Annotated in this window: 10 protein-coding genes; 9 read left to right on the forward strand and 1 reads right to left on the reverse strand. The window is 47.8% G+C overall.

Annotated features, from left to right (window positions below; all coding sequences use genetic code 11):
* The first annotated feature begins 8 nt into the window (after window positions 1-8).
* The 6 genes from BUA34_RS13325 (at window position 9) to BUA34_RS13350 (ending at window position 7571) form a co-directional block, all read left to right on the forward strand.
* On the forward strand, window positions 9-947 hold the full coding sequence (locus BUA34_RS13325) for a glycosyltransferase family 2 protein (protein ID WP_072830408.1): 939 nt from the start codon (window positions 9-11) through the stop codon (window positions 945-947).
* A gap of 33 nt (window positions 948-980) precedes the next feature.
* Window positions 981-1694: a polyprenol monophosphomannose synthase gene (locus BUA34_RS13330; RefSeq protein ID WP_072830410.1), complete on the forward strand. Its 714-nt coding sequence runs from the start codon at window positions 981-983 to the stop codon at window positions 1692-1694.
* 65 nt (window positions 1695-1759) lie between these two features.
* Window positions 1760-3406, forward strand: coding sequence for a glycosyltransferase family 2 protein (locus BUA34_RS13335; protein WP_072830412.1), 1647 nt, complete (start codon window positions 1760-1762; stop codon window positions 3404-3406).
* Window positions 3407-3470: 64 nt separating this feature from the next.
* Entirely contained in the window at window positions 3471-3728 is a 258-nt protein-coding gene (locus tag BUA34_RS13340; protein ID WP_072830414.1) for a Trm112 family protein, read from the forward strand.
* Entirely contained in the window at window positions 3725-6469 is a 2745-nt protein-coding gene (locus BUA34_RS13345) for a tetratricopeptide repeat protein (RefSeq protein ID WP_072830416.1), read from the forward strand. Before BUA34_RS13340 ends, BUA34_RS13345 begins: the two co-directional genes overlap by 4 nt.
* 1 nt (window position 6470) lies before the next feature.
* On the forward strand, window positions 6471-7571 hold the full coding sequence (locus BUA34_RS13350) for a type IV pilus twitching motility protein PilT (protein ID WP_072830418.1): 1101 nt from the start codon (window positions 6471-6473) through the stop codon (window positions 7569-7571).
* Between the two features lie 108 nt (window positions 7572-7679).
* Here the strand turns inward: BUA34_RS13350 and BUA34_RS13355 are convergent, their stop codons facing one another.
* On the reverse strand, window positions 7680-9731 hold the full coding sequence (locus BUA34_RS13355) for a carbohydrate-binding domain-containing protein (RefSeq protein ID WP_072830420.1): 2052 nt from the start codon (window positions 9729-9731) through the stop codon (window positions 7680-7682).
* Window positions 9732-9970: 239 nt separating this feature from the next.
* On the opposite strand from BUA34_RS13355, the gene BUA34_RS13360 reads away from it, so the two are divergent.
* The 3 genes from BUA34_RS13360 to BUA34_RS13370 are packed head-to-tail and all read left to right on the forward strand — an operon-like array spanning window position 9971 to window position 13369.
* Window positions 9971-11548, forward strand: a complete 1578-nt coding sequence (locus BUA34_RS13360) for a capsule assembly Wzi family protein (protein ID WP_254794482.1) — start codon at window positions 9971-9973, stop codon at window positions 11546-11548.
* 30 nt (window positions 11549-11578) lie between these two features.
* Complete coding sequence (locus tag BUA34_RS13365; protein ID WP_072830424.1) at window positions 11579-12868, forward strand: U32 family peptidase C-terminal domain-containing protein; 1290 nt, start codon at window positions 11579-11581, stop codon at window positions 12866-12868.
* 27 nt (window positions 12869-12895) lie between these two features.
* Window positions 12896-13369: a hypothetical protein gene (locus tag BUA34_RS13370; protein WP_072830426.1), complete on the forward strand. Its 474-nt coding sequence runs from the start codon at window positions 12896-12898 to the stop codon at window positions 13367-13369.
* Window positions 13370-13544 lie beyond the last annotated feature (175 nt).

Raw genomic sequence — 13544 nt, forward strand, 5'->3', positions numbered from 1 at the left:
GTTGTGCAATGGATTTGAGCTTGGTTATCCCTGTTAAGGAAGAAAGTGAAAATCTTCCTCAGTTGTTTAAGGAAATTTGGGCCGCAATTGAACCGACCGGTATGGAGTTCGAGGTTATCGCGATTGATGACGGTAGCCGCGATAATACCTGGGAGGTCATCGAAGAACTTTCTAAGGAATTTGGTGCAAAGCCAAAGTCTTCGGTAAGTGCGTTCCGTTTCCAGTTCAACTGCGGCAAGGCCGCCGCACTCGCTCTTGGTTTTTCCAAGGCTCGTGGCAAGTACGTTGCAACGCTCGATGGCGACTTGCAGGATGACCCGCTTGAAATTCCGAAGATGATCAAGATTCTCGAAAGCGGTTACGATCTTGTTTCGGGGTGGAAAATCCGCCGCTTGGATCCGTGGCACAAGACGATGCCGTCGAAGTTGTTCAATTTGACGGTTTCGATTGTCTGCGGCAAGCGTCTCCATGATTTCAACTGCGGTATCAAGGCGTACCGTAATTCCGTAGTCCGCTTTATCCAGCTTTATGGCGACTACCACCGCTTTATTCCGGTGATGGCCAAGTGGCAGGGCTTCCGCATTACCGAAATGCCGGTTGCACACCGTGCCCGTGTTCATGGCGTTTCGAAGTATGGCGTTTCCCGTCTGGTGAGCGGATTTTTGGATCTCGTCTCCTTGATGTTCATGCGTAGCTTCTCCTCCAAACCGCTTCATTTCTTTGGTCTTGTCGGGCTGTTGTTGCTTGCTTTGGGCCTTGGCATTTGCGGTTATTTTGGCTATGAATGGATTCAGACAGGGGAGATGCATGTGCGTCCGCTCTTGTTGGCGGGTGCATTCTCGCTAGTGATGAGCGTTCAATTCTTTTCGCTTGGTCTTCTTGGCGAAATGATGAACGGAAATAGAAAACGATCCTATCCTGTTTCTGACTCGATTGGTGAATTGTAATTTTGTATAGATTTGTGTTTAGAGAGGTATTTAATGGCGTTCCCTAAGAGTTTGGTGATTGTTCCCACCTACAATGAGAAGGAGAATATTCTTCTCATCATGTCGGCGATTTTGGAACAGAATGATTGTCTTGAAATTCTTGTTGTGGACGATGGTTCGCCGGATGGAACGGGGGACCTTGTTCAGGCCGAAGCCGACAAGAATCCTAGAATCCACTTGCTTCGCCGCAAGGGTAAGATGGGACTCGGTTCCGCTTACGTGATGGGCTTCAAGTGGGCGCTCGAACGTGATTATGAACGCGTGTTCGAAATGGATGCAGACTTTAGCCATGCTCCGACGGACTTGAACAGATTCTTGGAAACTGCCGAAGATGCTGATCTCGTGCTTGGTAGCCGTTATCAGGATCACCGCATCAGCGTGGTGAACTGGGACCTTCGCCGTCTAATCCTCAGCTATGGTGCAAACGTCTATACACGACTTGTGACGGGCCTCCCGATTAGCGATGCCACGGGTGGTTTCAAGTGCTTCCGCCGTGAAGCATTGCAGGCCTTGAACCTCGATAAGATGAAGAGTGACGGTTACTGCTTCCAGATTGAAACAACGTTCAAGATTTGGAAGAAGGGTCTTCGCGTGAAGGAAATTCCCATCATCTTTACGGACCGCACCCGTGGTACCTCCAAGATGAGCGGCGGAATCATCTCCGAAGCATTCTTCCTCGTGCTCAAGCTTCGTCTCGGACTCGCGTAGTTCTGCATCTCGTCATCCTGAACGCGTAAGCGTGAAGGACCCAGTAAAGTTTGGAATTGTCTACTATGCTTTCTTGTTCTGTCATTATCATTGCTTATAATTCTTGCGACTTCATTCCGGCTTGTCTCAAGTCCGTCCGTGACGCGTGCGAAGGAATCGATTCGCAGGTTATCGTTCTGGATAACGGTTCCACCGAACCGATTATTCCCGAAATCAAGAACTTCTTCCCGGAAGTGGAATGGATTGACTCCAAGGAAAACCTGGGCTTTGGTAAGGGCTGTAACCTTGCTGAAAAGCATGCGACTAAGCCGTACCTGTTCTTCATCAATCCGGATACGATTATCTCGAAGAACGCCTTCCGCGAAATGCTCAAGTTCATGGAAGAGCATCCGGAAGCGGGCACGGTCGGCTGCCGCATTCTGAACGAAGACGGTACGCTCCAGTGGGCCTGCCGCCGTTCTTTCCCGACGATTGTTTCTGCAGTGTCGAAGACAATTGGTCTTGCTGCACTTTTCCCGAAGAGCAAGACGCTCGCCAGCTATAACATGACGTACGCCGATCCGGACGAGATGATTGAAGTCGATGCCGTGAGTGGCTCGTTCTTCTGCATCCGTCGTGATGTTTATGAAAAACTGAACGGCTTTGACGAAGACTACTTCATGTATGGTGAAGACTTGGATCTGTGCTTCCGCACGAAGCAGATGGGCCTCAAGAACTATTACACGCCGGTCACGAATATTCTGCACTTTAAGGGACAGAGTTGCCGTACACGCCGTTGGGGTTCGTATGTGGATTTCTACAAGGCGATGCTGATCTTTGTGAAAAAGCACAAGGACCTTTATTTTGTTCCGAATTTCCTCGTGTCGTTCGGTATCCTTTTTGCAGCTTTTGTGGGCATGTTCTCTCGACTCATCCCGAAGTTCTGGAAGATGTTCCTCGACTTGGGTGTGATTGCCGTGTGGGCTCTTGTATTTTTGCCCGGCTTGGGAAACGATGGATACATTTTTACATCCATTAAGGAATCCATCGGGGTGATAACGACTTTTGAAGACTGGTGGCTTGTTGGCTTGGTCGCCATTGTTAATATGGTCTTTCTTATTTTCCGTGGGGAATACACGGAATCCAGCCTCAAGGGCGAAAAGTTCTTGCAGTACCTTGTGCCACTGAACCTTCTTGCTGTTGGTGGGTATGAGGTATTCCGTTACTTTGCCCAATTTTCTTATGTCCCGGGAGACAAGTCTACAATCTATCCCAGTATTGGGTGGTGCGTCTATGCTGTCTGTTCCAGTCTCTTTATCCCGCTGGTTCTCCTTGCTTGGCGCCGCGTTGCATTCTGGATAAACTATTTCTACCGTATCTTTGCGAAAAAACGCCACCGCTCCATTCTGCTCGGCGGTCGCGAAGATTCCCTGAACAACTGGTTCGATAGCTACAACGTCATCCCCGGCATCGAGATTCTCGGCTGCGTGAGCGGCGAACCCGAAAAGCTCTCCGAAGAGAACCGCAAGCACCTGCTCGGGCCCCTTTCTCAGATGGAAAACATCTGCAACCGCACGGGCTGCCGTGAGCTTTTGGTAGTCTCCAATTTCTCCGGATATCGCGAAAATTTCGACATAAATTGGCTCGATAAACTCGGAATGTGCGTGTATTTGCTCATCGGAAACGGAAAAAATGGCAATTTTGCCCTTGTAAATCTCAAATATCTTCGTTAAAACGCCCTTTTTTGTAAAAATTGTGTTATTTTTTTTATGAAATAACCGATTTAAAAAAGGTCATATGCTCGATTCTAAATTGTTAAGCATTCTTTGCTGCCCGGAAACACGTCAGCCTCTATCTCAGGCTGATGCGGATACAATCGCTCTTGTGAACAGCGCTATTCAAGCGGGTTCTGTAAAGAACGTTGCTGGTGAAAGTGTAATTGATATTTTAACTGAAGCCCTTGTGACGCCAGACGGAGCTCGTCTTTATCCGGTTCGCGAGGGAATTCCTGTACTTTTGGCGGATGAAGCTGTTCTTCTTCCATTGGAGAAATGATGGCTGTAACGTTGGATTCTCTCAAAAAGGCTGTAAAAAAGACTAAGGGGCATTCACAGGCTTTGGCCTGGCTTGCTGATATGGAACGTGCTTCGGGTGACTACGAAGCTGCGTTGAAGTTGGTCGATGAAGCTCTTGCCGCATCGCCGTCCGATGTTCCGGCTATGTTGGTGCGTGCAAAGATTTTGTCGGGTAAACAGGATTTTGCAGGGAGCATTTCTGAATATAAGAAGGTGCTCGCCAAGGACCCGTTCTGCCTGTCTGCTCATAAGAGAATGGGGGAATCCTACGATAAGCTTGGTAAGGTTGCCGAGCGTAACGCATGTTTCCGTCGTGTTCACGATATGGATCCGTTGGATGCATTCTGGAAGGATGAATACGATGTTCTGACCGAAGAAGAACAGGCAAGCATGGTTGCTCCGCCGATGGATGACGATAGTTCATTCACGATGGATGTGGACAATGATTCCGAGGTGGCTGAAGTTGCAGAAGAAGACAATGTCTTTGCAAGTCTTGCAGCATCGCTTCCGAATACGGACGAAGAAGACAACACCTCGATGGATGCTTTGCGTGATTCTTTGGATTCTGCTTCGGATGGACTTACCGAAGGCAGTTCAGATTCTGAAGGTCAGGAATTTGACGATCAAGTGTTGAATTCGTCTGAAGTATCTTCTGCTATTTCTGGAATTTTGGGCTCGGATGACGATTTTGATATCGCAGGTCCTGCTGAAAAAGAAGAACCTGAAACATCGTCCTTGTTCTCGCATTTTGCCGATAACGAAGACAAAGAAACTTCGGACGAACAGGCGAAGTCCGAGGAATCATCCGAAGAACTTGTTGAAGAAAAGTCCAACGAAAGTTTGTTCAGCTTGGATAGCTTGGACGAACCGCAACAGGATGAACCGCAACAGGCGGAAGCCGCTGAAACGAATGTCGATGATGCATTCTCTTCGCTTTTGGGCGATGACGACTTGCCGGATGAAAAGCCTGCAGAAGAAGCGGCTGCCGAAGAACAGAAAGATTCTGCTGAAGAATCCTTGAGTGGTTTGTTCGAAAAGTCCTCGGAAAGCGAAGTTCCGCCGACGCACATGGATTTCTCGGATGAAGATTCTAGTGCAGACAATGCGGATTCCGATATACTTGATTTAGATGAAACGCCGAAGGCCGAAGAAGCTGAGGCTGAGACGAATGTTGATGATGCATTCTCTTCGCTTTTGGGCGATGATGATCTTCCGGAAGAAAAACCGGCAGAAGAATCTGAAACGGTTGCTGAAAAGCCTGTTGAAGCTGCTGAAGAAGTTGAAACTCCTGCAGAATCTGCTGTAGAAGAACCGGTAGCTGAAGAGGCTGCTGCGGAAGTCCAGAACGAACCTGCTGAAGAAGAATCTTTAGGTAGCTTGTTCGAAAAGTCCGCTGATGCAGACTTTAGCATGGACGATAATGCTGATGAAGCTTCTGTAAACGAAGCTCCTGCTGAAGTACCTGCTGCTGAAACCGAATCTTCCGAAGAAGAATCCTTGGGCGGTTTGTTCGAAAAGTCCGCTGATGCAGACTTTAGTTTGGACGAAACTCCGGCTGAACAGCCGGCCGAAGAATCTTTGGCTGAGAGTGTTCCTGCAGAAGAAGAACAGCCTGCAGAAAGTGCAGTGCCTTCTATGCACATGGACTTCTCGGAAGAAGAAGCTCCGTCAAAGACAGATGATGATTTTGTTCTCAATTTGGACGAAGAACCGGCTGCTGAAGAAACTGCCGCTGCGGAAGTTGCTGTAGCCGAAACACCTGCTGTTGAAGAAACTCCGGTTGCAGAAGAGGAATCTGCTGCTGAAGAAGTGGATGGCGCCTTTGATGCACTCTTTGGCGATGAAGATGCTGAAGAAAAGACCGAAGCATCGATGGAGGAAGTTGCAATATCGGAATTGCCGGCCGCTGAAGAAAAGGTTGAAACTCCGGTTGAAGCTCCTGCTGCAGAAACGGTTCCGGAACAAGTTCAGGAATCGGATCAAGAAGAAGATGTTGCTAAGGAAATGGGCGGAGCCTTCGCTTCCATGTTCGGTGATGAAGACGACATGGATTTGCCTGAAGAAAAATCGGAAGCTCCTGCCGAAGAACCTTTGAGCCAAGAAGCTACGGGCGCCGAAATTGAAGAAAGCTCTGTGAAAGAAGATGTGAAGGAAAATGTCGAAGAATCCTTCGATAACATCTTTGGTTCAGACTCTGATGATTTGCCGGAAGAAAAGACGGAAACCGTAGAGACGGCTGCACCTGCTGAAGTTGCTAAGACCGAAGAACCGGTTGCTGCTCCGGCCGCATCCGAAGCACCTGCCGAAGTTGCTGAAGCTCCTGCTGATTCTTTTGAAAATGCACCTTCTGCAGAACTGGATTCTATTGATTCTGAAGTTTCTAACGCATTCAAGGGCCTTTTTGACGAAGACGATTCCCTGACCGAAACGGATGAACCGAACAATAAGGGTGTTGATTACTTGATGTCGGGCGATTCCGATGATGAAGTCTCTGCAAGTCTTGTCAATGATGCCGAAGCTCCGCTTTCTCGTGGTGCTGCTGATTTGGACGATAGTCTGAATACGCGTACGCTTGCGGATATCTACATGGAACAGGGCGTCTATACTAAGGCTCTTGAAATTTATTCGGATCTTGCAAAGAAGAATCCGAATAATGCCGAAATTAAATCTCGTCTGGAAGAAGTAGAAAAACTCTGCCGCGAAAAGTTTGGAGAAGGCTAATATGGCTGAACTTCGCATTGAACAGCTCTTGCGCGAAATGGTGAACCGCAAGGCGTCTGACTTGCACCTTCGTGTGGGCGTGCCGCCGGTTTATCGTATTAACGGTACTTTGCAAAGGCTTTTTGACGTTCGTATTGATTCCGCTATGATGGATTCCTTTTTGGATGACATCATGAATCGCGACCAAAAGCAGCGTTTTGAGGCCAATAAGGAATGTGACTTTGCCGTGGGCGCACGCGATATGGGACGTTTCCGTGTGAACGTGTTCCGCCAGCGTGGTACGATTGCTGTTGTAATCCGTCATATTAAGGCTGTTATTCCTGCATTCGAAGAACTTCATTTGCCCGAAATCATTCGCGAATTGTCTTTGACAAAGCGCGGGCTTATTCTTGTGACAGGTACGACCGGTTCTGGTAAATCGACGACGCTTGCTTCCATGATTGACTACATCAATCAGAAAGAATCCGTGAACGTCATTACTGTCGAAGACCCGATTGAATACCTTTACAAGGACAACGTGGCAATTATCTCGCAGCGTGAAATCGGCGTGGATACCCTTTCGTACGCGAACGCTCTCCGTGCGGCTCTCCGTCAGGACCCGGACGTGCTTCTGGTGGGCGAAATTCGTGACCTTGAAACCATGCAGATAGCTTTGACCGCTGCTGATACGGGTCATATGGTGTTTGCGACAATCCATACGACGAACGCCGTGGAAACTATTCACCGTGTGCTTTCGATGTATCCGCCGCACCAGCATGATGAAATTCGTCTTTTGTTGGCCGAAGTTTTGGTGGGCATTATTTCGCTCCGACTTTTGCCGACCAAGGATGGCAATGGGCGAGTGCCTGCAGCCGAAATCCTCGTGAATACGGGCGCCATCAAGGAATATATCGAAGATAAGAATAAGCTTGACATGGTGGAACAGGCGGTTGCTGAAGGCCATATTCAGTATCATAGCCAGACGTTCGACCAGGCGCTTTTGGAACTTTACCAGAACGATCAAATCTCGCTTGAAACGGCTATGAATGCTGCTACGAACCGTGATGACTTCGATCTTAAGATTCGTGGTATTTCTGGTACATCTGACCGCGGCTGGATGTAATTAATTCGGAATTAGGAAATCGGAATTAGGAATAAAAATGGCGAGCTTAATTGCTCGCCTTTCTAGTAACTAATAACTTTTAACTAGTAACTGCGCCTATGCCGCGCATTATTTAGTATAAACGCAGCGGTCGGTGCTATTGCCGAAGCAGGTCTTGGTCATGCCGCTTACGCTGCTGATAACGCTCGGCTGGCCCACACTAGAGACCATCTTGTTTCCGGAAAAACTCGGCTTGAACGCGATTGACGAAGTGCCGTAGTAGTTATTGGTATTGAAGTTTACACTGTACTGCGTGCCTTCTTCGGAATTGTTCGTGCCGAAACCGAGGAGCTTTGCGTTTGAAGAAATGTTCGTGGTTCCGTCGGAGTCGACCATACCGCCCATGCCACCGTTCATTCGGCATTCCACGATGATGACACCGCCAGAAATCGTAATGTCTCCATTGCTGTCGACGCCGTCTGTGTCGCCGGTGCCAACGTAAATGTAGTGGTAACCGCCCGTAACTGTGAGCTTGCCTGTGCTTCCGCCACCAGGGCCGAAGCCTCCGCCAAAGCCGCCTGTGCTGCGACCGGTTGTGGTCGTAGACGTTCCGCCGGCCGCATTCCAACCATCATCCGTAGTGATGACGCTTGTAATACCGCCTTCAAAGTGCATGTCGGGAGATTCCATGCCTTCGTAGGCGAGGGTAACGCTGATGTTCGCGTTGTCCTTCACGTAGAGTGCTTTTTCGGCATGGACGCCGTCGTCATCTGATGCGATGGTGATTGTACCGCCAGAAACAGTGATGTTTCCACTGCTATGGAGACCGTCATCGCGGCTGTTGATATCGATAATGCCTGCGCTAACGGTAATGCTCGAATCGCCCTTGATGCCCTTCATGCTTTCGCTCGGAGAGCAGGAACTGCCGCCCATACCGGGGAATCCGCCCATGCCGCCGCGGCCGCCTGTGCTGCCGGTATTGCTTGTGGGATCGCTAAGGCAGCTGTGGCCGCCGCCTGCTGTAACCTTGATTGTCGGGGATGTCGATTCGCCATTAGCAATGACAACTGCATTGGCAGCGGTGATGCCATCGAATGCAGATGTAATGGTGATTTCGCCACCTGTGATTTCGATGGAGCCCTTGCCGGATGCTAAATCGGTTGCGTCTTCGGTATCGCTTTTGATGCCGTCGCCTTCGGTCGTGGTGATGTTGATTGTTCCGCCACTGACTTCAACGGAGTTCTTGCCCTTGAGACCGTTGTTCTTGGCCTTGACTGTAATGAGGCCGTTTTTAACCTTCAAGTCGTTGCTAGTGTGGATACCGTTATTGTAGTTTCCCTTGACAATGAGCGTACCTTCGCCTTTGATGGTGAGGTCATCCTTGGCGTAAATGCATGCGCCAGTTGTGTCGGTCTTGGCTTCACCGTTATCGTTGGTGTAACTGTAATTTTTTGTACGAGTGGAGGCATCGCTGAATGTGTTTGTCGTGCCGTTTTTGGCGACAACGAACGCCTTGCTTGCCTTTTGGATGTAAATCGGGGCATCTGCCGTGTTGGTGAGCATCAGTCCCTTCATGTTCAGGTAAACGGAAGAATCCGTCTTTGCTGTGTTCACAAGAATCTGAGCATCGTTTCCGCTGTAGTTTCCGCTAAAATCGTATTCGCCACCGCATTTGATGGTAACTGTACCGCCTGTAACGGTGACGCAGTTCCCTGCGTTTGTTGCGGTTGCACCACTTGCAGCATAGGTGATGACAGGGCGGTTGCCCGTGTTTTCGTTAACCTGCTGGCTTGTTGTGCTAGAAGAACTTTGTATTGTCGGGGTTGCAGAACTGCTGGAATTCGTGCTTGGCTTTGTGCCGTTGCTGCTGGATGATGCTAAAGTCGCGCTGCTGTTTGGAGCAATTGTTGCACTGCTGTTCGGTGCAATTGTAGCGCTGGATGATAAATTCAAACTTGCAGACGAGGTGGCGGTTGCGCTGCTTGTTGCGCTTTCGGAATCGCTAGAAACGACAATTTCGTCCCCAGCTCCGGCATTTGCTACAGAAGAGGAACTTTCTTCATTGACTTCACCAAATGGATTGGCAGGATTGTATAAATCGGAAGTTGAGTCTGAGCAGCTAGCGAGCATGGCTAGTGAAAGACTGGAAATGCAGCTGATTGATAAGATTTTTTTATTCATGTGTATATCTCCCATTCATCAATTATTTTTAAAGGTATATAAAGCTGAAATACGATTAAATGGGAGAAAAGTGTTTTTTAAAGTACGTTGTCTGTTTTAGTGGAACGAAAAGTTCCATGCGGGACAAATGTATTCAAAATTTGCGTTTTCATGATGAAATCGCGCGAAAATGCTAAATTTTTGCAATGGTTTTTAAGAACTTTTTATCCCTTTTGTCTTGTGCTTTGCTTTGGGCGGGCGTGAGTGAGTCCTTTGCGGTTTCTCCGGTCATTGAACCCGAACGAACCTTCAATTTGCGGACTCTCGAAACGGCTCCGATGCTGTTTGAATACCATCGACAGACCATAGGAAACGAACGCCAGTACTTTACGTACCCGCGCAGGGATACGACTTTCCGCAAGAATTTCACAAAGACAGAAAGCAACGCGCTTTTGTACTTCGATAATTTACGCGGTGCCGGTATTTTGGGAAATGGACTTCAGTACAAATGTGAAAAGGGTGATTCTACATGTGCAGCTCGTGCTCTCACTCTTGAAAACTCGATTCCGCGTGTGGCCATTGCGGCTAGCATTGTAGGCGGTATTGATTATCGTGGTGGTGAATACATTAATGATACTGATCATCGTGGCATTAGCACTAATGGTAAGACATTTGGAGATACGATTTGGCCGGGAATAGACGGTGGCATTTACGTTCGCGGTTTTGTCGATTCTTTAGATTTTGTTTTGGATGCGCGTATTTACAGCGAAGGTCATTCTGCCAAGAAACCGCGCTCTTATGACCGCGAATTTTTGGAAATTCAAAATGAATCGAAAAAGTCGGGTGCAGATTACACAAGCTATGCTCGTTACCGCACGCATTTTGCGTTCAATCATGACTGGTTGCGCCTTGATTTTGGCCGTGATGTAATGCACTGGGGACCTGGCTACTATAACAACTTGTCTTTAAACCAGTTTGCTATTCCGTACAACATGATGAGCTTGGACTTGATGATTGGTCCTCTCCGTGTGATGAGCTTTTATGCGGACTTGCGCATTTTCCACAGCTTTGATATGGCGAACAAGGACAATACACGAAACCTCTTTGGCCACCGCTATGAACTTGCCGTAGGGAATGCTACGTTTGGTATAAGCGAACTTACGATTCTTTATGATAACATGAAACCCTGGTTGTTTGTACCGACAGCACCGTTGTTTATGGAAAAGGGTAATTTTTCGGAAAATAGCAACAATGGTTCCTTGTCTTTTGATTTTAACTATCGTTTGTTTAACACGGTGCGTCTTTATACGGAATTCTTTTTGGACGATATGGATTCCCCGATTAGCTTGATTCGCAATGATAATATTGAGGCGAAGTGGGCTTGGATGGCGGGTTTCCAGGCTGGTCATAATTTCTATTACAAAGGTCATAAGATTGAAGCGGGTACGATCTTTGAATACGCTCGCGTTGAACCTTATGTCTATTCCCATTTTAAAAAGAATACGGCCCAGATGGCTCACTTAGGGTATCCGCTCGGAAATCAGGGTGGCCCGAACAGCCGTACGATTGACTGGAATCTTTTTGCTCGTTTGGATGGCCATATCTTTGCGTCTGTCCGTCAGACTTGGTTCTGGAAAGGAACGAATTACGGTAGTGCCGTGAACGATACGACTCCCGGCTCCCATAATTTGAAGAAAAAGCACTATCTCAAAGGTGCGGAACTCCAGTATTCTTTGACTCCCGCAATCAGTTATGAAGGACAACGTTTCTCTTTTATGGGAGAACTCACGCTTATTGACGATCGCAAAGCTTACATTCGAGCCGGATTCAAATTCTAACACTTAAAACCTTATACCTAACGCCTAAAAATGAAAAAGCCTGAACTTTTAGCACCTGCGGGTGACCTTGTACGAATGAAGTATGCATTTGCTTATGGTGCAGATGCTGTATATGCGGGGCAACCGGCGTTCTCGTTGCGAGCTCGCGAAAACGGCTTCAAGAATCTTGATGACCTTGCTGAAGGCATTGCTTATGCGCATGAACATGGTAAAAAGTTCTATCTCACGAGTAATGTGATTCCGCGAAATGTTAAGGTGGAATCTTTCCAAAAGGCTTTGAATGCGGCGCTGGAACTCAAACCAGATGCCTTGATTGTTGCTGATCCGGGCTTTGTAGGCTGGCTTTTGAAGGAACATCCCGAAACGGAAGTTCATTTGTCCGTGCAGGCAAATACGACTAACTACTTAGCCGCTTCGTTTTGGAAAAACTTAGGTGTTCGCCGTATTATCTTGAGTCGTGAACTTCGTCTGTCTGAAATTTTAGAGATAAAGAAACAAGTTCCTGACCTTGAACTTGAAGTGTTCGTTCATGGTGCTGTTTGCATGGCTATGTCTGGGCGTTGTATGCTTTCGAACTGGGTGACGCACCGCGATGCGAACCAGGGCGCCTGCGATAACAGTTGCCGCATGCCGTATCGCTTGTATGCGAATTCCGGTCCTCAGGTTGAGGACTATCGCGAACACGAAGGCTCGTTTGCTCTGCAGCGCACTGACCGCCCGGAACTCGATCCGATTGCGCTCGATGAAGATACATGGGGCACCTACTTTATGAGTAGCCGTGACCTTTGCGCCTTGGATGTGATTCCTGAACTCGTGGCGGGTGGACTTGATTCCTTCAAAATCGAAGGCCGTACGCGTTCTGTGTATTACTTGAGTCAGGTGGTGCGTGCTTATCGTATGGCAATTGATGCTGTGGCTGCCGGAAATCCAGTGCCCGAAGAAAGCCGTCGTGCGATTCGATTTGTCGATGGGCGAGGCTTTATGCCGGGATTCTTGCGTGGTCCTTTGCCGCAGAATTACGAAGCAACGCATGTGGATGCAGAAGGTGGCTGCGTGGCGGCTCAGGTGAAGGACTTTGATGAAGCTACGGGTGCATGCCTTGTGAACGTGAAAAATCCGTTCTCCATGGACGATACGTTGGAATTGATGACGCCCGATGGCATGCAAAAGTGCGAAGTTGAAGAAATGCTAGATTTCCGCGGCGCTGCCGCAGATAGGTTGAATCCGGGAACTGAAGGACGCGTTTTTCTGGGAAAAAGTACTTTAAATAACGAAAAAAACGCCAAATTCAGCTTTCTTGTGAAACATGCAAAAGTGTAGGAAACGGTAAAAAAATAGATTTGGAATATGGCTGTCGATAAAGCGACAAAAGAACAGGATGAACTTGAACTTTATCAGATTGATGATAAAGCGATTGTCCCATTCTTCCAGAAGCATCTGGAAGAATTGAAGCTGTTCATTCGTGATCATCAATGCAATGATCATCTTTGCTTGCTGGTGTTGCTAAAACAGTTTATTCGTACTTACCGCATGCCGTTCAATATGCAGCGCTATATGGAAGTCCAGAGAACTTTCATCCAGCGTTCTTTGCATGACAAGATTCAGGATCGCCAGCAGGCCGTAAGCCACTGGATTCAGGAATTTGCAGGCCGCCATCGTAACCGCATGATTCAACTGCAATGCTTGTATCTTGATCGCGTGAAGGACCGCTTGCTTCCTGAAATCGAGAAATTACTTGAAGACCGGATTGACCACTTGCAAGAAAAGCTTGGTGAAAATAACGGACAAAATAATAATCCTCCGCCTCCGCAGAATCCGTAAGTTGTAATGTTCTCTCACCATGTTTTTGCAGTGGGTCTAGGCTTCCATTTGTGGTAACAAACTGTGCATGTAACTTGTTGATTTTCATCAAGTTACATTTTTCTTATGACAAAAAAATGGCGTTTTTGAACGAATTTCGCCATTTGTATAATATTTTGTATGCTTAAAGTAAGAA

It is taken from the genome of Fibrobacter sp. UWB12 (assembly GCF_900142485.1).
Taxonomy (GTDB): Bacteria; Fibrobacterota; Fibrobacteria; order Fibrobacterales; family Fibrobacteraceae; genus Fibrobacter.